At 70.6% G+C, this 21,049-nt stretch carries 17 protein-coding genes; 14 read left to right on the forward strand and 3 right to left on the reverse strand.

The window, feature by feature from the left end:
- Positions 1-11: 11 nt before the first annotated feature.
- Positions 12-2,315, reverse strand: coding sequence for a hydantoinase B/oxoprolinase family protein (locus HNR02_RS20340; RefSeq protein ID WP_179774720.1), 2,304 nt, complete (start codon positions 2,313-2,315; stop codon positions 12-14).
- Positions 2,312-4,429 carry a hydantoinase/oxoprolinase family protein gene (locus HNR02_RS20345; RefSeq protein ID WP_179774721.1) on the reverse strand — a complete coding sequence of 706 codons (2,118 nt, stop codon included), beginning with the start codon at positions 4,427-4,429 and terminating at the stop codon, positions 2,312-2,314. Before HNR02_RS20345 ends, HNR02_RS20340 begins: the two co-directional genes overlap by 4 nt.
- Positions 4,430-4,627: 198 nt before the next feature.
- On the opposite strand from HNR02_RS20345, the gene HNR02_RS20350 reads away from it, so the two are divergent.
- From HNR02_RS20350 to HNR02_RS20410, 13 genes are all read left to right on the forward strand, one after another.
- On the forward strand, positions 4,628-6,166 hold the full coding sequence (locus HNR02_RS20350; RefSeq protein WP_179774722.1) for an FAD-dependent monooxygenase: 1,539 nt from the start codon (positions 4,628-4,630) through the stop codon (positions 6,164-6,166).
- Positions 6,163-7,881, forward strand: coding sequence for a (2,3-dihydroxybenzoyl)adenylate synthase (locus HNR02_RS20355; protein WP_179774723.1), 1,719 nt, complete (start codon positions 6,163-6,165; stop codon positions 7,879-7,881). The genes HNR02_RS20350 and HNR02_RS20355 overlap by 4 nt, the downstream gene beginning before the upstream one ends.
- A complete protein-coding gene (locus HNR02_RS20360) occupies positions 7,878-8,636 on the forward strand; it encodes a maleate cis-trans isomerase family protein (protein ID WP_179774724.1) in 759 nt (252 codons plus the stop codon). The genes HNR02_RS20355 and HNR02_RS20360 overlap by 4 nt, the downstream gene beginning before the upstream one ends.
- Positions 8,637-8,673: 37 nt before the next feature.
- Positions 8,674-9,453, forward strand: a complete 780-nt coding sequence (locus HNR02_RS20365; protein ID WP_312861067.1) for a TetR/AcrR family transcriptional regulator — start codon at positions 8,674-8,676, stop codon at positions 9,451-9,453.
- Positions 9,454-9,626: 173 nt separating this feature from the next.
- Positions 9,627-10,268, forward strand: a complete 642-nt coding sequence (locus HNR02_RS20370; protein WP_179774726.1) for a VOC family protein — start codon at positions 9,627-9,629, stop codon at positions 10,266-10,268.
- On the forward strand, positions 10,265-10,513 hold the full coding sequence (locus HNR02_RS20375; protein WP_179774727.1) for a hypothetical protein: 249 nt from the start codon (positions 10,265-10,267) through the stop codon (positions 10,511-10,513). Before HNR02_RS20370 ends, HNR02_RS20375 begins: the two co-directional genes overlap by 4 nt.
- Positions 10,510-11,760, forward strand: coding sequence for an alpha/beta hydrolase (locus tag HNR02_RS20380; RefSeq protein ID WP_179774728.1), 1,251 nt, complete (start codon positions 10,510-10,512; stop codon positions 11,758-11,760). The genes HNR02_RS20375 and HNR02_RS20380 overlap by 4 nt, the downstream gene beginning before the upstream one ends.
- Before the next feature lie 185 nt (positions 11,761-11,945).
- Positions 11,946-13,391 carry an amidohydrolase family protein gene (locus HNR02_RS20385; protein WP_179774729.1) on the forward strand — a complete coding sequence of 482 codons (1,446 nt, stop codon included), beginning with the start codon at positions 11,946-11,948 and terminating at the stop codon, positions 13,389-13,391.
- A gap of 25 nt (positions 13,392-13,416) precedes the next feature.
- The gene (locus HNR02_RS36515) at positions 13,417-14,622 is read left to right on the forward strand and encodes a PucR family transcriptional regulator (protein ID WP_179774730.1); all 1,206 of its coding nucleotides are present in this window, start codon (positions 13,417-13,419) and stop codon (positions 14,620-14,622) included.
- 113 nt (positions 14,623-14,735) lie between these two features.
- A complete protein-coding gene (locus tag HNR02_RS20395; protein WP_218903012.1) occupies positions 14,736-15,773 on the forward strand; it encodes a dipeptidase in 1,038 nt (345 codons plus the stop codon).
- On the forward strand, positions 15,766-17,043 hold the full coding sequence (locus HNR02_RS20400; protein ID WP_179774732.1) for an NAD(P)/FAD-dependent oxidoreductase: 1,278 nt from the start codon (positions 15,766-15,768) through the stop codon (positions 17,041-17,043). The genes HNR02_RS20395 and HNR02_RS20400 overlap by 8 nt, the downstream gene beginning before the upstream one ends.
- The gene (locus tag HNR02_RS20405; protein WP_179774733.1) at positions 17,033-17,431 is read left to right on the forward strand and encodes a RidA family protein; all 399 of its coding nucleotides are present in this window, start codon (positions 17,033-17,035) and stop codon (positions 17,429-17,431) included. Before HNR02_RS20400 ends, HNR02_RS20405 begins: the two co-directional genes overlap by 11 nt.
- A gap of 11 nt (positions 17,432-17,442) precedes the next feature.
- Positions 17,443-18,876, forward strand: a complete 1,434-nt coding sequence (locus HNR02_RS20410; RefSeq protein ID WP_179774734.1) for a serine hydrolase domain-containing protein — start codon at positions 17,443-17,445, stop codon at positions 18,874-18,876.
- 57 nt (positions 18,877-18,933) lie between these two features.
- Here the strand turns inward: HNR02_RS20410 and HNR02_RS20415 are convergent, their stop codons facing one another.
- Positions 18,934-19,215 (reverse strand): hypothetical protein, encoded by a 282-nt coding sequence (locus HNR02_RS20415; protein ID WP_179774735.1) that lies wholly within the window; start codon positions 19,213-19,215, stop codon positions 18,934-18,936.
- Positions 19,216-19,451: 236 nt separating this feature from the next.
- On the opposite strand from HNR02_RS20415, the gene HNR02_RS20420 reads away from it, so the two are divergent.
- Complete coding sequence (locus tag HNR02_RS20420) at positions 19,452-21,032, forward strand: linalool dehydratase/isomerase domain-containing protein (protein WP_179774736.1); 1,581 nt, start codon at positions 19,452-19,454, stop codon at positions 21,030-21,032.
- The last annotated feature ends 17 nt before the right edge of the window (positions 21,033-21,049 follow it).

A 21,049-nucleotide genomic window follows, 5' to 3' on the forward strand; every position in this document is an offset into this window, starting at 1 on the left:
ACCCGGTCTTCTCACGCTGCCGTGGTGACCCTGCCCAGGGGTGGTGCGGGGTGGTCGGCGGGGACGACCGCGGAGTACAGCGCGGTCCAGCAGGACGGGCAGCAGTACTGCCGGAAGACCACTTCGGCGTCCACGTAATCGGCCGCGACGGCGATGATCTGCGGGCCGGCTTCGGTGGCGGGTCCGTCGTGGACGGCGAGCGCGAGTCCGTCGCTGTCGCCGAGGTCTTCCGCGCAGTGGCGGCAGGCCACCGCGCTCCGTGTCCCGTCGGTGATCTCGACCAGGTTGTCGTCGAGGCGCTTGCCCGACGACAGATCGGCTTTGCGCCCGGACGGTGCCCGCGACACGACGGAGCGGTGCCGGCGCTCTGCCCGCCGCCGGTCGCGTTCGGCCGTGGTCGCGGCTTCATCGACCGCGCCGTCGGCCACGATCACCCCGTACACGGCCCTCGCCGCGTCGGCGGTGATCTTCTCCTCGCGCAGGTCCCTGGCCACCGCGCCGGGATCGCGGATGAGGGGATCGCCGTAACCGCCGCCGCCCTGCCAGGTCATGACGAACACTTCGCCCGGCGCCAGGTAGCTGGAGGCGTAGTTCTGCGCGGGCTCCAGCGTCCCGTCGATCTCCGACAGGCTCGCGGGAATCCGCCCGGAGGCGAGGACGTCGGTGATGGCACTGTCGCGGGCCAGGACGTCGAGACCGGTGTTGCCCGGGTGCCCGCCCGCCAGGCCGCTGTTCTGCGAGACCGCCTTGCCGTTGGAGGCGAGGACGAGACCCATCGGGACGCTGGTGCCGTGCGGGGTGATGGCGATCGAGGCCCCGACGCCGCCGCGGTGCCGCCCGGGGCCGCCGGAGTCGGGCACCTCGCGCCGCCACAGCGTCAGGACCGGGTAGAGGAACTCGGTCATCTCCACGTCGGGGATGCGGCCCATGGGGATGCAGAACAGGCCACCGGTGTCGATGCCGTCGGTGTGCGGGCGCGCCCCGTACCCGCCGGACATCGGCTCCATGATGATGTTGAGGAACGGGGACGGGTGCTCGCCGCGTTCGTCGAGTCCGGCCATGACGGCGGTGTCCCAGGTACCGCAGCAGGTGGCCTGCACGTTCTTGCCGAGTTCGAGGTCGCGGTCGAGCATCTGGGCCAGGCATTCGGCGACCAGGTTGCCGGTGAGCCAGGCCGGGCCGATCGGCCCGCGACCCACCGCGGCGGGGTAGGTGGCGTTGTTCAGCGTGCCCTCTTCGGTGACGAGGTCGAAGCACCGCATGAGCCCGCCGGCCGACCACGGGATGTCACCGGCCAGGATCGGCAGGAGTGCGAGCATGACGCCGCCGCGCAGGCCGGCGTAGGTGCAGTTGACCACACCGGACTGGGGGTCGGTCCCGGTGAAGTCGAAGGTGAGGTGGTCGCCGGTCTTGGTGGTGGTGACGGTGATCTTGTGCAGGCCGCGGTCGCCCTCGTGGGACTGGTCCTGGTATCCGGTGGCGCTCCAGCTGCCGTCGGGCAGGCCGGCGAGCTTGCCGCGCAGCCGGGTTTCGGCGTCGGTCATCATGCGCTTCATGACGGCCTTGACGGTGTCGGCGCCGTACTGCTCGATCAGCGCGTGCAGGCGTTCCCGCCCCACGTTGTTGGCCCCGATCTTGGCGCGCAGGTCGAGCGCGACCAGCATGGGCACCCGGGACCGCCGGACCCACACGTCGGCGACGTCGCGCTGGAGCTGGAAGTCGCGCACCACCTTCACGGGCGGGGTGGGCAGCGATTCGGAGAACACGTCCTGCGCCGCGGGCGCGAAGGAGCCGAGCCCGACGCCGCCGAGGTCCGGTTCGTGGCAGATCGCGCTCGTCCAGGCGAACAGCTCGCCGTTGTGGAAGACCGGCTGGTAGACCATGACGTCGTTCTGGTGCAGCCCGCCGCCGACCCACGGGTCGTTGGTGAGGAACATGTCCCCGTCGGTGATCCCCGGATTGGTGGCGCGGTTGCGCAGCGTCCAGTAGATGGCCAGGTCGACGGCTCCGACCAGCATGGTGTTGTAGAGGCCGACCTGGACCTCCTGGCCGAGTTCGTCGGAGATGGCGAAGTCGAAGTCGTTGGCGTCGGTCACGATGGGGGAACCGGACATGCGTTTGAGCGCTTCGCCCATCTCGTCGGTCACCGACCACAGGCGGTGGCGCACCACCTCGTAGGTGAGCGGGTCGAGCGCGTCCACCTGCTCCTGGGTGACGGAGTGGACCGGCAGTGCGGTGGGCAGCGAGCGCCGCAACTCGGCCGGATCGACGGGGCGGCTGGAGAAGGTCTCGGAACCCAGGATGGGCATGCTCATGAGGTGCTCCCGGCGGTGCGGCGGATGATCAGGTTGCCGAGCGAATCCACCACGCCGGTGGTGCCACTCGGGACGACGACGGTGGTCGTGGGGACCTCGACGATGGCCGGGCCGGTGAGCTCGTGCCCGGCGCGCAGCTCGCGGTAGTCGTAGACGGGGGTGTCGACGTAGCCGGTGGCGGCGTCGAGGCACACCGGCCGCCGTCCCGCGAGCGCACTGGCCGGATCCGGTGAGTCCGCGGCCGGCACCGTGGGCAGCTCGGGCGAGAACGGGAGCACGCCGATGCCCCGTACCCGGAAGGTGATGGCCTGGATGCCTGCTTCGCGGAAGCCCGCGTCCTTGCCGTAGAGCGCGGCGTAGCGCTCCTCGAACGCCTCCGCGGCCTCCTCGATCGCGGGCGCGTCCAGCGGACCGCTCACCACCGGCGTGGTGACCTCCGCGAGCTGCATCGAGTAGCGCATGTCGATCTCGCGGTGCAGCTCGACGGTCTTGAACCGCACGCCCTGGCGGTCGAGCCCCTCGCGGACCTGCTTCTCCAGATCGGCGAAGTTCCGTTCGGCCCGGGCCGGATCGAACGGCACGATCGTCGGATCGGACAGCTCGGCCGCCAGCGCGATGTCCGAGGATGCCAGGCCGTAGGCGGAGAAGGCGGACGCCACCGGGCCCAGCGGGACCACGACCTCGTCGACCCCGACCTCGGCGGCGTAGCCGGCGCAGTGCGCGGGCCCGGCGCCGCCGAACGCGTAGAGCACGAATTCGCGCGGGTCGTGCCCGGCCTCGACGACGGTCTTGCGCAACAGGTCGCCGGTCTGGGCGTTCTGCACCGTGTAGATGGCGGCGGCCGCCTCCTCGACCGAGAGGCCGAGTGGTTTCGCGATCTGCGTGTCGATCGCCTGGCGCGCCAGGTCGAGTGACAGCGGTTTGCGACCACCGAGCAGACCGCGCTCGGGCAGGATGCCGAGCACGAGGTTGGCGTCGGTGTTGGTCGGCTCGGTGCCGCCGTTGCCGTAGCAGGCGGGGCCTGGCACGGCCTGCGCGCTGCGCGGGCCGATGCGCAGGTTCCCGCCCGCGTCGAGCCAGGCGATCGCGCCGCCGCCGGAACCGATCGCGTCGACCCGCAGGGTGGGCACGTTGATCGGGTGGTGGTTGATCACGGTGGTGGTGTCGCGGACCGGTTCGCCGTCCACGACCAGCCCGGCCAGGAACGTGGTGCCGCCGACGTCGGTGGAGATGATGTTGCGGTGGCCCAGCTGACGTCCCAGCGCCACCGACCCGATCACCCCGCCCGTCAGGACGGACCCGACCGTGCTGATCGCGGTGGCAGGCGCTTCCTTGGCCGCGACGGCACCGCCGTTGCTCTGCATCACCAGCAGCGGGCCGGACAGCCGGTTCTCGTGGAGTGTGTTCTCCAGGGTGGTGAGGTAGTCGCGCAGGCCAGGGCCGATCTGGGTGCTCATGATCGTGGTGGCGTTGCGGGCGAACTCGCGGATGCGGGGGCTGACCTCGCTGGAGAGCGCGACGAAGACATCCGGGTCCTGCTCGGCGACCAGTTCGCGGAGCCGTCGTTCGTGGGCGGGGTTGCGGAACGACCACAGCAGTGACACGGCGATGGCGCGCACGCCGTCGTCGAGCAGTGCCCGGATGGCGGCGCGGGCCGCGGTCTCGTCGAGGGGGACCACGACGCGGCCGTCGCGGTCGATCCGTTCGGTCACTTCGAGCGCGTGGCGTTTCGGCAGCAGGGTGTGGTCCTTGGCCTGGCCGAGCACGTTCTGCAGCTCGTGCGGCGAACGGCCGAGGTAGCGGCCTTCGACGTTCATGATGAAGATCGAGTCGCGGTGGCCCCTGGTGGTCAGGAATCCGACCGGGGGCACGTTGCCCATCACCAGCGCGTTGAGCGAGGACGTCGTGCCGTGCGCGATGTGGTGGGTGTCGGCCAGCATCTCCGGCAGCGGCCTGCCCAGCTGCTCGGCCAGCAGCTCCAGGACGTCGAGGACGCCACGGGAGTAGTCCGGCGGGGTGGACGGGGACTTGGCGGCGAGAACCGTCCCCGCGTCGTCGTCGAGAACGGCGTCGGTGAACGTGCCGCCCACGTCCACGCCGATGACATACGCCATGACTCACGCTCCTTTGCGTGGAGGCGGCTGCGGGGCGCCCACGGGGCGCGTCCGGAGGCCACGAGTGGTTACGGATATGTAGAGTATTAAACGTATGTGTTTGACGTCAAGCGCCCCGGTCCTTGACTCTTCTTCGTCTATGTCTAATCATTTACGTTGTCGTCAATCGATGAGTGAGCCGTGAAAGTGGAGGTCAGGATGCAAGTACGCCGCGCCGCCGTCCTCGGCGGAGGCCCCGGCGGTCTGTACGCCGCGCGCCTGCTGAAGCTGGCCCAGCCGTCCTGTGAGGTCGTCGTGCACGAGCAGGGCGATCCGGACACAACGTTCGGTTTCGGCGTGGGCCTGGCGGCGGGCACCCAGCGCAAACTCGAAGCCGCCGATCCGGACACGCTCCGGGACCTGGTGGTCGCGGGATGCCGCCACGACATGACGATGTCGGTGGGCGGCCGGATGACGCGCGTGCGCAACGACCGGTTGATCGGCATCGCACGGACCGAACTGCTCGCCGTACTGCAACGGCACGCCGAAAAGGCCGGGGTCCGCATCGAATACGGAACACGGCGCGGCACCGGCGAGTTCGACGCGGACGTCGTCATCGCCGCCGACGGCGTCAGCAGCGCCACGAGGGCCGCGGGTGACTTCGGCGAGACCATCGACGTCGGACGCGGGCTCTACCTGTGGTGCGGCGCCGACTTCGCGTTGCCCGACGCGTTGTTCGCCCCGGTCGAAACCGGGCACGGCGTGTTCGTGACCCATGCCTATCCCTACTCGGGCGGGCGCAGCACGTTCCTGATCGAGACGGACGAGGAGACCTGGCGGCGTGCCGGGTTCGACCGCACGACCGACGCGACCCCGCCCGACGCCTCCGACGCCACCTCCCTGCGTTACCTCGAAGAGGTGTTCGCCGGGGAACTGCGCGGACATCCGCTGATCGGCAACCGGACCCGCTGGACCCGGTTCCGGACCGTGCGGTGCGCGCGCTGGTCCGACGGGCGGACGGTCCTGCTCGGGGACGCGGCGCACACCGCGCACTTTTCCGTCGGCTCGGGCACGAAGCTCGCGATGGAGGACGCGATCGCGCTGGTCGAAGCGCTGGACCAGGAGCCGGACGTGGGTTCGGCGTATGCGCGGTACGAGGCCACGCGCCGCCCGGCCGTCGAGCGGCTGCAGGAGCTGGCGCGGCGCAGCCGGCTGTGGTGGGAATCGTTCCCGTCGCGTCTGCACCTCCCGGTCGAACAGCTCATGGTCGCCTACATGACCAGGGCGGGCAACGTCCCGCTCGACCGCTTCGCCGAGGGCAACCCGGACGTCGTCACCGCCGCCGCCGAGCAGTACGCGAAGGCCCCGCCCCCGGCGGGGGACCTCGTCGACTGGGTGCTGGACCAACCACTGCGGCACGGGGAAACCGAGTTCCCCCACCGGGTTCTGCCCGCCGTGCCGGACGGTCTGACCGTCACCGAGTTCGCCGATGTCGTCACCGACCCCTGGAACAAGACCGGAGACGACGTCGTCGCGCGGGCGCGGCAGGCCCGCCGGGACGGAGCCGACGGGTTCCGGTTCGCCGGACCCGCGGACCGCCTCGCGGTGCTGACCAGGCTGGACCTGGCCGAACGGGTGCGGACCGAAGTCGGCGGGCTCATCATCGTGGACGGTCCGGCGAGCGCGCGGGCGGATCTGGCGGCCGGCCTGATCAGCGGGCGTTGTGACCTGGTCTCGTTCACGGAGGAGGAGGCATGAACACCGGCAGGTGGGGTTCGCGGCTGGTCGCCTACCCCGAAGACGCGGTGCGCCGTTACCGGCAGGCAGGGCTGTGGGGCACGCGCACCATCGCGGACGAACTGCACGCGGTCGCGACCGGTCATCCGGACCGCGACGCCGTCGTCGCGGTCGACGGGCGGATGACCTTCCGGGAACTGGACGAGCGCACCGATCGCCTGGCGGCCGGCCTGGTGGGGCTGGGACTCGTCCCGGGCGACCCGGTGCTGTTCCAGGTGACCAACCGGCTGGGGGTCATCCTCGCCTGGTACGGGGTGCTCAAGGCCGGGCTGGTCCCGGTGTGCACCCTGGCCGCCCATCGTGGCCACGAGATCGGCGAGATCAGCCGCCGGGTCGGCGCCGTCGCCCACCTCGTCGAGGCGGGCACACGCGGATTCGACCTCGTCGGCTTCGCCGTCGAGCACCGGCGGGACCACCCGTCGCTACGGCACGTGCTGGTGCTGGGCGGGACCACGGACACGGGCGTGACCGCGATCGAATCCCTCGGTGCGGGCATCGACCCGCGGACCGCGCGCGCGACCGTCGAGGAGGTCCAGCGCGGCATCGGCCCCGACGACGTCGCGGTCTTCCAGCTCTCCGGGGGGACCACCGGCGTGCCCAAGGTGATCCCGCGGTTGCACGCCGAATACTGGTACAACGCCGCGGAGTACGCGCGGTCGTGGGGGTGGGACGCCGATACCCGCGTCGCGCACCTGATTCCCGTCATCCACAACGCGGGGATCGTGTGCGCGGTTCACGGCCCGCACAGCGTGGGTGCGTGCCTGGTGCTCGGCACCGCCGATCCGGACGTCTCGTTGCCGTTGATGGCCAGGGAAGGCGTCACGCACGCGCTGCTCGGCCACGGGCATTTCAAGACGGTCGGCCTGCCCGGTTTCGCGGCCGCCACGGCGTCGGCGAACCAGGTGGTGCTCTCCGGCACCAAAGTGCCCGCCGAGCTTTTCGGGGAACTCGAACGCCGTGGACTGTGGTCCGGGCAGCTGTTCGGCATGGGGGAGGGGTTGTTCCTCACGACCCGTCCCGGCGCCCCCCGTGAGGCGCGCGCGGAGACGGTCGGAACTCCCTTGTCCACATTGGATGAAGTGCGTGTTCTCGTGCCGGGGGAGGAGACCGAGGTCGCCGACGGGGAGATCGGCGAACTGTGCTGCCGCGGCCCCTACACCCTCCGCGGCTACTTCGACGCACCCGAGCACAACGGGACGGCGTTCACTTCGGACGGCTTCTACCGGACCGGGGATCTCGCCGCGATCCGGCGGATCGACGGGGAACGGTACGTCACCATCGAGGGCCGGATCAAGGACCTGATCAACAGGGGCGGGGAGAAGATCAACGCCGAGGAGGTGGAATCGTTGTTGCTGCGCCACCCGCGGGTGGTCGGTGCCGCCGTGGTCGCCATGCCCGATTCCCGGCTCGGCGAGCGCGCCTGCGCCTACGTCGTGGTGGAGGGTGAACCACTCACCCTGCATCAGGTGCAGCAGCATTTCGCGGCGCTGCAGGTGGCGAAGTTCAAATGGCCCGAACGCATCGAACCGCTTCCCGAGATCCCCCGCACCCTGGTCGGGAAAATGGACAAGAAGCGCCTGCACGCCGACATCGTCCGGAAGATCGCGGCCGAGCGCGCCGCGGCCGAAGGGCAGGAAAGCGCAGTCACGGCACCCACTTCAGGAGGAACCCGGTGACCACTCACCGCATCGGACTCGTCGTCCCCAGCTCCAACGTCACGGTCGAGACGGAGGTTCCCGCGCTGCTGGGCCGCCACGACGGCGGCCGGTTTTCCTTCCACTCCAGCCGGATGCGGATGCACCAGGTGTCCCCGGAGGAGCTGCGGGCCATGAACGCGCAGCGGGAACGGTGCGTTGACGAACTCGTCGACGCGGGTGTGGACGCGGTGCTCTACGCGTGCCTGGTCGCGCTGATGGCCCAGGGACCCGGTGAGCACCAGCGCACCGAGGCCGCGGTGACCGCGCAGTTCGCGAGCGCGGGCCAGCGGCCGGCGGTGCTCTCCAGCGCCGGGGCGCTCGTCGAAGGGCTCGCCGCTCTCGGCGCCCGCCGCATCGCACTGGTCACCCCCTACCTGCGCCCGCTGGCGGAACAGGTCGTCGCCTACCTCGAGTCGGAGGGCATCACCGTGCTCGACTGGGCCGCACTCGAAGTGGGTGACAACGCGGAGGTCGGCTGCATCCCGGGTGACCGGGTGATGCGGGCGGCTCGTGGGCTCGATCTTTCCGGTGCCGACGCGCTCGTCATCTCCGCGTGCGTGCAGATGCCGTCGCTGGACCTGATCGAACCCGCCGAGGCCGAATTCGGCATTCCCGTCCTCTCGGCCGCCACGGCCGGTGCGTTCACCCTGCTGCGTCACCTCGGCCTGCCCCCGGTGTTGCCGGGAGCCGGACGGCTCCTGTCCGCGGACCGGGCATCCGTGGCGACACAGTGAAGCGTGCCCCCACCCCTGCCCCACTATCATGGTCACCATGACCGGCAGCTCGCGGCGAAAGTCCGCACCGCGGAAGGCTGAGACGTCGTCTCCGCGGGCCGGCGGCACCGACGCGGCGAACGGTGACAAGCCGGCCCGCGTCACGACCGCCCGCCGCGAGCTCGTCGAGAACGAGATGTACGAGCAGGCCACCCGGCTGTTCGCCGAACGCGGATTCGCCGGTACGAGCCTGCAGGACATCGCGGACGCGATCGGCATCACCCGGCCCGCTCTGTACTACTACGTCAAGAGCAAGGACGAGTTGCTCGCCAAGCTGGTCACCGAGGTCACCGACGGTCCGCTGGTCGAGCTCAAGGAGCTGCTGGCGCACACGGCCCTCGATCCGGTGGCGCAGCTGCGCGCGATCGTGGAGGTCATCGTGCGGCGCCGGGTGACCCAGCCGGCCAGGTTCCGCCTCCTCATCCGGTCCGAAGCCGAGCTCCCGGACGAGCTGACCGCGGCCTACGACGAGAGCAGGCGCGTGGTGCTGAAGACGGTCGCCCAGGTCGTCGAGGACGGGATCAGGGCAGGCCAGTTCCGGCCGGTCGACGCCCGGATCGCCGCGCTGGGCGTGCTGGGACTGTGCAACTGGGTGGCGTGGTGGTTCCAGCCCGGCGGCCGGGACAGCGAAGACAGCGTCACCGAGCAGCTCGCCGACATGGCGATCGCCGCGTTGCGCAGGGCGGATCATCACCTCCTCGACGGCGAGGGGCCGGAAGCCGCGTTGAAGATGCTGCGGCAGGACCTCGACCACCTCGAACGCATCATCAAGAACTGACCCGCACGCCGACGAGCTCCCCACCCCGCACCGGGAGGGGAGCTCGTCGGCGTGCGCCCACGGACCATCCCGGTCACCCTGCTTTTATCTCACTCGTCAAACTGTTGACTCATCCGTAGACGCGTCGTAGCGTTGCGGACAGCACGGCATTCGAAGCAGGCAGGAGGATGGCCATGACAGAGCTGGACCACCGGGTGCGCGGAGTCGACCACGTCGCGTTCCCGACGTTCGACCCGGCCGCGACGGTGCGGTTCTACCGCGACGTGCTCGGGTTCCCGGTCGTGCACTCGATCTGCGCGGCCGGATGGGGACCCGAGGACCACCCGGACTTCATCCACTTCTTCTTCGACATCGGCAACGAGGACCGCATCGCGTTCTTCTACTACTTCGGCGCGAGCGAGGACATCGGCGGCGCGAAGGGGGCGAGGGGCGACGTCTACGCCCGGTTCGGCGCCGATGTCCCGGAGTTCTTCGTGCGGTCGCGGCACCTGGCGATCCACGTGGAGAACGAGGAGGATCTGCTGGAGTACCGGCGGCGCCTGGACGCCAGCGACTGGCCGGTGGAGATGCAGGTCCAGCACGAGACCATCGAGTCGATCTACACCCACGACCCGAACGGCTACATGTTCGAGATCACCAGGGCCATGCGGCCGGTCACGCCCCAGGAGGACCTGGACGCCAACCTCACCATCGACGCGTTGCTCGACGTGGTCGGCGAGCCGGAGCCGACGTTCGGCAAACTGCTGGCGCGCAAGGCGGAACTGATCGTCGAGCGGGCCGCTGACTGGGAACTGGCGCAGGGGAGCGGGCGGTGAGCACGCTCTACGTCCTGGACGTCCCGGAGAACACGCCGGTCGCCAAGGTGGCTGCCGAGGACCCCGCGGTGACCGTCGGGCGCATCGGCCCCTACTTCGAGATCAGTGCGGCGGGCACGATCGTGATCGACCGCCGGGCCACCGGGTGCCGCCACGCGGTGTGGTACTCGGCCGTCGGCGGGGTCGCCAGGGACAGCCGCATCACCCAGCACGACAAGGACGCGCTGCGGGTGGAGCCGGCGTGACCGGCGGCGCGTCCCGCCTCGGCGCCGGACGTTATCTCCCGTCCGGCAGCCGTCCGGGGAACACCACGACCACGGTGCACGAGCTGACCACCGCCGACGGAGCGACCGTGCGAGGTGTCCTCACGACGCTGCCGGGCGCCACGACGGTTGTCTGCCTCATGCACCCGCGTCAGGACGTCACCCACCACCCGATCGTGCCCCTGCTGCTCCAGGCGGGTGCGGCGGTGTGGACGCAGCACACCCGGTCGGTCAACAACGACCTCAACCTGGTGCACGAGCAGGCGTTGCTCGACGTCGCCGCGGGCCTGGTGTTCCTGCGGGAACGGGGTTTCGCCTCCATCGTCACCCTCGGGCACTCCGGCGGCGGCACGCTCTACGCCTTCTACCTGGAGCAGGCCGGCCTGCCCGCCTCCCGCCGCATCACCGCCACCCCGGGAGGCAGACCGGTCCCGCTGGCCGATGCGGAGATGCCCCTCGCGGACGGCGCCGTCTTCCTCGCCCCGCACCCCGGGCAGGGAAAGCTGCTGCTCGCGTGCATCGATCCGTCGGTGGCCGACGAACGGAACCCGATGTCCGTGGTGCCCGACCTCGACCCGTTCGACCCCGCGAACGGTTTCGCGGAGCCGCCCGCGAGCTCGTCCTACACACCCGAGTTCCTGGCGCGTTACCGTGCGGCGCAACGTGATCGGGTCGCCCGGATCGACGCCGCCGCGCGCGAGCATCTGGCGCGCGCCGCGGAGGCGCGTGCGGCCTTCAAGGCCGGTGGCGACCCGGTCCACCGGCGCCGCTCGCTCGCGCCGCGGATCATCACGGTGTTCCGGACCGATGCCGATCCGCGGAACGTCGACTTGTCCCTCGATCCCAGCGAACGCCCGTACGGGTCGTTGTTCGGCGCCCGGCCCGACCTCATCAACTACGGCCAAGTCGGCTTCGGGCGGCTCACCACGCCGGAAGCGTGGCTGTCCACGTGGTCCGGGCTCAGCTCCAACGCCGACTTCGTGCGCTGCGCCCACGGGGTCACCGTGCCGTCCCTGTTCGTCGAGCTGACCGGTGACCAGGCCGCCTTCCCCGGCGATACCGGCCGCATGGCAGGCGCGCTCGCGGCGGACGACCTCAGCACGGCCACGGTCCGCGGCCTGCACTTCGGTGGCCCCATCGCCGCGGGCGAGCCGACCGGGAACGAGCTGGCCGCCGCGGAAATCGTCCGCTGGCTGGACAAACGCTACGAACTCGCCGCGCGGCCCTGACCGTGACCCGGCGAGTGGTCCTACGACAGCTGTCGTATCCGAGGTGGCAGGATTCGACCGCTGTCCCTAGGCCGGGGCCGCTGTGGCGGCGACACTGATGCCTCGACGGCGGGGACCGGCACGAGGGAGTGCCGGCGCCGGGCGGCGGCGGCCGGGTGCTGCCGAGGCGACCACGGGAGGACCACATGCCCCAGCTGCTGACCGGCGCGACCATCATCGACGGCGTTGCCGACCAGGGCGTCGATGGCCGGGCCATCCTCATCGACGAGGGCCGGATCGCGGCGATCGGCCGGGAAGCGGACCTTCGCGTCCCCGCGGACGTCGAGACCGTCGACTTCGGTGGGAAGTACCTCATCCCCGGGCTGATGAACGCGAACGTGCATCTGCTGATGAGCGTCTTCCTCGAAACCCTCGTCCGCTACGAGGACCGCTACGAGGATCTGATCACCGAAGCCGCGCAGATCGCGCTGAAAAGCGGGATGACGACGGTGTTCGACACGTGGGGTCCGCGTCGTGCGCTGACGTCCGTCCGCGACCGGATCGACCGGGGCGAGATCGTGGCCAGCCGCATCCGCTGTGCCGGCAACATCGTCGGGTTCGACGGGCCGTTCTCCGGTGATTTCGACGGGCGGATCAGCGGGGTCGGCAGCTCCTACTTCGTCGACCGGATCAACGCGATGTGGGTGGAGAACACCGGGCGGCACCTGATGTGGCTGACGCCCGAGGCGGTCGGCGAGGAGGTCCGGGACTACATCGGGCGCGGCATCGACTTCGTCAAGTTCGCGTCGAATGAGCACGGCGCGACCGCGGCCGGTGCCTTCCTCCAGTTCTCGGGCCGCACGCAGCGGGTCATCGCCGACGAAGCCCACCGTGCCGGGCTGACCGCGCAGTCGCACGTTTCGTCGGTCGAAGGGCTCCGGCTCTCGCTGGAAGCGGGCTGTGACCTCATCCAGCACTGCAACGTCACGGGGCCGACCGAAATCCCGCGGGAGACGCTTGACCTGTTCGGGGAGCGGGGCTGTGGTGCCGTCCTGTTCCCGTTGACCGACAACGGGCTCTCGGTGCTGAAGGAGTCCGTTTCGGACTTCGAATGGACGATGTGGAAGGCCGCCGACACCAACTGCCGCAACCTCGTCGGCTCCGGTGCCACGATCCTCATGGCCAACGACGGGGGGATCATCGCCCCGGAGGTCATGCGCGAGCCGATGATCAAGAACACCTGGAACGGCCTGCCCGAAGGCGAAGCTCTCGGACGGCTCGCGACAGGTCACTTCGTCTGGCTGCGGGCGATGGAGGAGAAGGGCATGTCGCCGATGGAGCTGCTGCGTGCCGCGACCCGCAACGTGGCCGAGGCATACCGGGTCGACGACGACCTCGGCACGATCGAGACGGGCAAGATCGCCGACCTGGTGGTGCTCGACGCGGATCCATTGCAGGGCGCCAAAAACTACGAGAGCATCCACGCGGTCATCAAGGGCGGCGCACGGGTGGACCTCGGCGCGCTTCCCGAGCGGCCGCTGCTGACCGCGGACCTTCCCGGCCCGGCCGAGGAGGAGAGCCGGTACCACCGGTTCCTCCACCACGGTGCTCGCCTGCCGGGATGCCCGTCCTGTCTGCCCGGACCGCGGTGACGACAGCCGGGATACATTCACCGGCGTGAGCGAAGACCTCCAGCGGGTGGTGGACACGCTGGCCCGGCAGCTGGGCCGGGCGGTCGCGGTCGACGACGTCCATTTCCGGCTGCTCGCCTACAGCGCGCAGGCCGGCCTGATCGACGACATGCGGGCGCGGGTGGTGCTGACCCGGGAGGCTCCGCCGGAAGCGGTCGCCTGGTTGCGGCGGTTCCGGCTTTCCCGCGCTGACGGGCCGGTCCGCCTTCCCGCCGCCGCGGAACTCGACCTGCTGCCGCGGGTCGCCATCCCGATCCGGTTCCAGGGCGTCCAGTTCGGCTACCTGTGGCTCATCGACGCCGACGAGCCGGTGGACGATGCCGGGCTCGCTCTCGCCCGCACCGCGGCGGGCGAAGCCGCGGAGGTGCTGTTCCGTGAGCGGGCGCTGGGCGAGCTGCACGACGCGCGTGTCGGCGAGTACCTGCGGGACCTGATGTCCGAGGACGAGGTGGCCCGCGCACTCGCCGCCGACGGGCTCGTCGAATCGGATCTGTTCGCGGCGCGCGGGGATGTCGTCGCCGTCGTCGTCGCGCCGTTGCCGGTGGCCGGTCAGCAGGTCGACGAGGGTGACCGGCTGGCGCTCGGAGCGGCGCTGCGCGCGGCGGCCGGCGCGATGCCGTTCCGCGAGAGTATGGTGCTGGTCCGCCCTGACCACGGGCTGCTCGTCGTGACGCGGCGCGCGATGGAGCGCGTTCCCCGGCTCGCGGACGAGCTGTGCTCGTCGGCGGTGCGGCGGCTCGGGCGTGCCGACCGCTGGCGGGCCGTGGTCGCCGGGGTGGGCCGTGCGACGGCGCGGCTGGCCGACGCCGCGACCTCCTACCGGCAGGCTCTCGACGCGATCCGGGTCGCCGACGTGATCCCGGTGTTCCGGCCCGTCGCCCGTCACGACGCGCTCGGGATCTACGCCTTGCTGGCCGCCCAGCCGCGCGACCAGCTCCGGAGCATCGGGGTCGCGCAGGCGATCACCGCGCTCCTCGACACCGATCCCGCGCTCCTCGTCACCGCGGAGACCTTCCTCGACCGCGCGGGTGACTCCCGTGCGGCGGCCGAGCAGCTCGGTGTGCACCGGGCGACGATCTACCACCGGCTCCGCCGCGTCGGGGAACTGACCGGCTTCGACCTGAGCGACGGGGAACGCCGTCTGGTCCTGCATCTGGGCATCAAGGCGGCGCGGCTCCTCGGCGACATCTGACGCGACAGGTGTCGAACCGAACCCGCCGTGGTTCGACGTTGTGCGCACCCGCGCGGGCGTGAGGGCCATTACGCTGGCGAGATCCCAGAGGATCCGCAACCCCCAGGATGGTCATGTCTCTGCACCAGGACGCCGTGGTGGTGGACTGCCACAACGACCTCATCCTGCTGGTCGACCACTTCGACCAGCGCGATCGGCCCGGTCACTTCAAGGACTTCTGGCTGCCCGAACTGCGGGCCGGGGGAGTCGACGTCCAGATCCTGCCCATCTGCCTCGAACCGGCCTTCCAGTCCGAGGGCGGTCTGCGCCGCACGCTGTTGCTGGTGGAGCGCATCCACCGCCTCGCCGCCGAGCACAGCGAAGACGTGGCGGTGTGCCTGACCGGCGGCGAGATCGACGCGGCGGTCGCCGCGGGCAAGATCGCCCTCGTCATCGCGCTCGAAGGCGCGCACGGGATCGGGCAGGACGTCGCGCTCGTCCGCACCCTGCACCGGGTGGGCGTCCGGGTCGTGTCCATGGCCCACTTCGGCCGCACGTTCCTCGCCGACGGCAGTGGCCTCGACACGACTTCACGGAGCCGCCTCACGCCGCAAGGCATCGAGGCACTGCGTGAGATGGAAGAGCTCGGCATCGTCTTCGACATCAGCCACCTCGGCCTCGGTGGTGTCGACCACGTGCTCGAACTCGCCACGCGGCCGTTCCTGGCGACCCATTCGGCCTGCCTCGGCATCACCGACGTCCACCGCAACCTGCACGACGACCACATCAGGCAGATCGCCCGGCTCGGCGGTGTCATCGGGGTGGCCGCGGCGATCCCGTTCTTCATCGACGCCCGGCATCCGACGGCCGACCGGGTCGTCGACCACATCGAGCGGATCGCCGAGGTGGCAGGCATCGACCACGTCGGTCTCGGCCCCGACTTCATCGACGACTACTACCAGCAGGTCTTCGGCGGCTGGATCATCCCGCCCGATCTGGTGACCACCGCCGGGCACGCCGAGGTCGCCCGCCCCTCGGACCTGCCGAGGATCACCGAGGCGCTGGTGCGGCGCGGGTTCGCCGAATCCGACATCCGCAAGGTCCTGGGCGAGAACGTGCTGCGCGTGCTCCGGGACGTCATGACGGCACCGGCCGGAGGGTCCCGTGGCTGACGGTGAGCGGGTCGTCATCGTGGGCGGCGGGGCCATCGGCCTCGCGGCGGGCTACTTCCTGCAGCGCGCGGGTGCCGAGGTCGTCGTCCTGGAACGCGGCCACGTCGGCGACGGCGCCTCGCGGGGCAACGCCGGGTGGGTCACGCCCATGCTGTCCGCGCCCATCCCGGCGCCGTGGGTCCGGCGGTACGCGCTGCGAAACATCGCCAAGCCGAGTTCGCCGCTGTTCATCCCGCCCCGGCTCGATCCGGCACTGGCGCTGTGGCTGTGGCGTTTCTGGCGGTACTGCAACCGGCGCGACCACGCGGCGGGCCTCGCGGCGATGGCGGAACTCAACCGCAGGACGATGCCGCTGTTCGACGAACTCCGCGCGGACGGTGTGGAGTTCGACATGTGGAAGAAGGGCCTGCTGTTCGCGTTCCTGACCGAACAGGGCGCGGCGCACGAACTCGCGTCGCTGCGGGAACTGGCGAGGTTCGGCTACGAGGTTCCGCACGTCCCGCTCGATTCGTCCGCGATGCGACGGCTCGAGCCGGCTCTGTCCCCGCGGGTGTCGGCGGGTTTCCTGCTCGCCGGCGAACGGCACGTGGACCCGCGGACGCTCACCCGCGGGCTGGCCGACCGGCTGCTCGACCGTGGTGCGGTCATCCGCGAGCGACTGGAGGTCACGGGTTTCGAGACGAGGGGCGACCGGGTGACCGCCGCGATCTCCCACGGGGAGCGCATCGAAGCCGACCGCGTCCTGCTCGCCGCGGGGGCCTGGACGAAGCCGCTGGCCCGCAAGCTCGGCGTGGACGTGCCGGTCCAGGGCGGCAAGGGGTACAGCTTCACGGTGCGGACGGAGAACCCGCCCGCCCACCCCCTGTATTTCGGCGACACGAAGGTCGGGGTCAGCTCCTACGCCGACGGCCGTACCCGCATCGCCGGGACCATGGAACTCGGCGGTCTCGACGAAAAGATCCGCCAGGGCCGGGTCGGGGCCATCGCCGAACAGGCCCGGACCTACCTGGGCGACTGGGCAGGCGGGCCGATCGAGGACGTCTGGGGCGGGATGCGCCCGCTCACCTACGACGGTCTGCCCGTCATCGGCCGGTCGAGCCGCTACGCCAACGTCTACGTGTCCACCGGGCACGCCATGCTCGGCATCACCCTCGCGCCGGCCACGGGTGAAACGCTAGCCGAGCTGATCACCACGGGCAGCTCTCCCGGTGTCCTGCGCCCGTTCACCCCCGAGCGGTTCCGGAAGGGACGCAAGCACGATGAGCACTGAACTGATCCGCCTCGGCAACGCGCTGGACCACGGGAACCTGCCCCTGTCGGCGGCGGTCCGCATGGGCGGGACGGTGCACACCGCCGGTATCCTGCCGATCGACCCGTCCACCGGCGAGGTGGTCGGCGAGACGATCGAGGAGCAGGCGCGGATCGCACTGTCCAACCTGGACACCATCCTGCGCGGCGCGGGCTCGTCACTGGACCGGGTCGGGATCGTGCGCGTCTACCTGGCCGACATCGTGGCCGATCTCGACGGGTTCAACAGCGTCTACGCGGAGTTCTTCGCCCGGCACCACCCGGCGCGCTACGCCCTCGGTGTCGCACTCGCCTTTCCCAGCCTGAAAGTCGAGCTGCAGGCCGTCGCCTCCAGCGATTCACAGCAGTAGGAGGAACACCCGTGGCAGTTCTGGATTCCCTGCGCGACCGGATCGCCGGCATCCTCGGCGCCCAGTCGCCCGCGACGGGTGTCGCCGGGGCGGTGATCGGCGTCGCGGTGGGCGGCGACCGGTTCGCCCTGGCGCACGGCTGCGCGAACCTCAACACGGGCCAGGAGTTCTCGACGGACACCGGGTGGCTGCTCGGCTCGGTCACGAAGGTGCTGACCACGACGGCCCTGCTGCGGCTGGTCGACGTCGGCGTGGTCGACCTGGACGCGCCCGCGCGCCGCTACGTCCCCGAGTTCACCCTCGCCGACGCGGACGCGGCCGAGGCCATCACCGTGCGGATGCTTCTCAACCACACCAACGGTATCGACGCCGACGACCTGATGCCCGCCTCGGTGCGCGGACGGGACGCGACCCGCTCGTACGTTTCGGAGCTGGCCGGCTTCGGCTGCGTCTTCGAGCCCGGTGCCGGTGTGCACTACTCCAATCCCGGGTTCGTCCTCGCGGCGCGGATCATCGAGAACCACACCGGACTGCCGTACGAGCGGGCGATCCAGAGCGAACTGTTCGACCCGTGCGGCATGACCGACGCGACCGCGGTGCAGACCCAGGCTTTCCTGCGTCCCACCGCGATCGGCGCGTTCTCCTCCGGCGAGCCGGGGAAACTGCGGGCGACCTCGCTGTTCAGCCTGCCCGAGTCGGCCGCCGGTGCCGGTGCGACACCGATCGTGACCGTCGACGACATGATCGCGTTCGGCCGCATGCACCTGGCCGGTGGCTTGGCCCCCGACGGTACGCGGGTGCTGTCGGAGCGGCTGGTCACGCGGATGCGGACCCCGAGCGCCGACCTCGGACTGCCGCAGGCGCCGCCGATGGGGCTCGGCTGGTGGCTGGTCCCCATCGCCGGAACGACCGCGGCCTGGCACGGCGGCGGGTCCCCGGGTGGCACGTCGAGTTTCTGCATCGTCCCGGAGCACGACGCCGTCGTCGTCACCTTCGTCAGCGGCCCCGCCACGGCACTCAACGACACGCTGCACACCACGGTGATCGAGCACCTCACCGGCAGGCGGGCCGCACTCCCGTTCACCCCGGCCCCGGCGTCGGCCGACCCGGATGTGGCCGGTGAGTACGCCGCCTTCCACCGGTCCGTGACCACCAGCGTCCAGGACGGGGATCTGCTCGTGCGGACGACCACCCCGCCCTACACCGCCGACGACGACCTGGACCGCATCCTGGCCGCGTACGGAACGCCCAGTTCGTCGACGGACATCTACACCTCCGTGGCGCCCGGTCTGTTCCTGCGCCAAGGCGCCGACCTGCGGGACACCACCGGGTTCTACGGCCGGACCAGCCTCCTCGCCGACCTCCCGGCGGCGCCCGGACGATCCCGTGGCCTCCACACCGGGCTCCGCTTCACCCCCAGGACCGACCGGAGCACCGGCACCTGACCCGCCGGGCGAGCGGCGGTGTGACCGGCCCACCCGGGACCGGTCACACCGCGCGCGTCAGCCCACCATCCGGAGTTCGAGCAGCCAGCTGGGGCTGTCCCAGGTGCAGCGGTAGTCGACGACCGCGCCGACCCCGATCATGTCGCGGCCGGCCTGCCGGCAGCTCTCGTAGCTCGAGTAGACCTTCCACGCGATCCACACGTCCTGGGCGGTCGCCGTGCCGGTGTCCGACGGCGGTGGGGTGGCGCCGGCCACGGCCGCGGTCGCGGTCCAGCCGGTGACGGTGACCGCGACCGCCAGTGCCGAGGTCGCGAAGAGTCTTGCCAGTTTTCGTTGCACGAGGAACCTCCGAGGGTGGTCGTGAAACTGCGGCGAACTCCGGTGCGGAGCAGCCACCAGCATCGTCGGACGACCGCCTGACAGAGCACTGGCGGATACCGGCGCGGTCGTGCCGGGTGGATGTCTCCGCTACTGATCGACTACGGGTTCCACGATCGTGCACGAAACTTGACAGACGTCGGCATCGAGTTAATCTGACAACTGTCAGGGAAGGTGGAACTTCGGGAGGAGGCACCGTGATCTCCGTGACGGGCGATCCGGCGGCAGGCATCGATCTCGACCGGGTTCCGGCCCTCGACGACCTCCAGCTCGGCCACCTGCGCCACATCGAAAACCTCGTGCACCAGGTGCCGGGTGACTGGTCGAAGATGGGCGGCGTCGATCCGGGACAGGAGCTGTTCGACGCCTACCGCTACCAGCTCGCGTACTTCGCCTACACGCTCGGCCTCGCGCACTACCACTGGCTGCCCGCCGCGCCCTCGGCGGTCAAACCGGCCTTCGAGAAGGCGGTCGAGAAGATGCTGCGCCGCGACGTCTGGGGCTACTGGAAGGAAACCAGCCGCGGCGCCAGGGTTCTCGACCCGGACATCGAGGAGCTGCGCGAACCCTGGACCGATCCGGTGGTCAGGGAGAACATCATGTACAGCGGTCACCTGTACGCGATGACCGCGCTGCACGCGGTGCTGTTCGACGACGACCGCTACGACCGCCCCGGTGCGCTGACGTTCGAGTGGAACCCGGTCTTCCAGGGCCTGGCCCCGGAAAGCCACGTCTACCGGCGGTCGAGCCTGGGGGAGGCCATCTACTGGCAGATGGTGGAGAACGGGTGGCTGGGGGTGGCCTGCGAACCCAACTGCATCTTCATCGTCTGCAACCAGTTCCCGATGCTGGGTTTCCGGTTCGAGGACGTCCGCGACGGCACGGCCCGCGCCGAGGAGGCGACGAGTGCCTACGCGGCGGCCTGGGAGCGCCGGGGCCTCTACGCCGGCAACGGTTCCTACCACCCGTTCCTGATGGTGCGGCAGAACCAGCTGGTCCCGCCACGGGGCATCACGAACGACGCGTGGGTGGCCTCGGTGATGAACACCTGGAACCGCGACCTGGTCCGGGAACTCTTCCCCCGGCAGGTGCGGGGCACGCTGAAAACCGGACCGGACGGCACGATCTCGCCCTACGCGCCCTCCGTCGTCCCGAAGGTCCGCGCCGCCCTCGACGCGGGTGAGCCCGCGGACCTGCCCCAGGACACCACCGAAGCGGTGGTGGACCCGACGTTCGGCTTTGTCGCGGCCGCGTTGTCCGAACTGGGGGACGAACGGCTGCGCGGACTGCTGGCCCACGCCGACCGCTTCCTGAACCCCACCTGGGACAACGGCGGCCTGTACTACCCGCGCAACGACCGGTCCTGGGACTCCGAGGGCAACCGGATCCAGGTCGACGCCATGACCGGCAACGCCCTGCTCGGCTACTCCCGGCTCAACGTGCCGGACGGTCTCTGGTCCCTCTACCAGCGGCCGTGGACCGCCGAGCACTTCGCCGAGCCGCACGTGTCCACTCAGGACGGTGACTTCGACCTGCGGCGCGCCTACTACCACCACGACAGCCGCACACTGCTGCTCACCGCGCGCCCGCGCGACGGGCAGCGCGGCGACATCTCGCTGACCATCGCCAACGCACCGTCCCGGCCGTGGACGCTCCGGTTCGACGGGGTCGTCGTCGCCGACAGCGACAATCCGGATCGCGTTGCCGTGGCAGGACGAACGCTGTGCATCACCACGGCGCTGGACGCCGAGACGACACTCACCCTGCACTGGTCGTGACCAAGGAGAACGCCGAC

Origin of the sequence: Amycolatopsis endophytica, assembly GCF_013410405.1 — a bacterium.
In the GTDB taxonomy this organism is placed as follows: Bacteria; Actinomycetota; Actinomycetes; order Mycobacteriales; family Pseudonocardiaceae; genus Amycolatopsis_E; species Amycolatopsis_E endophytica.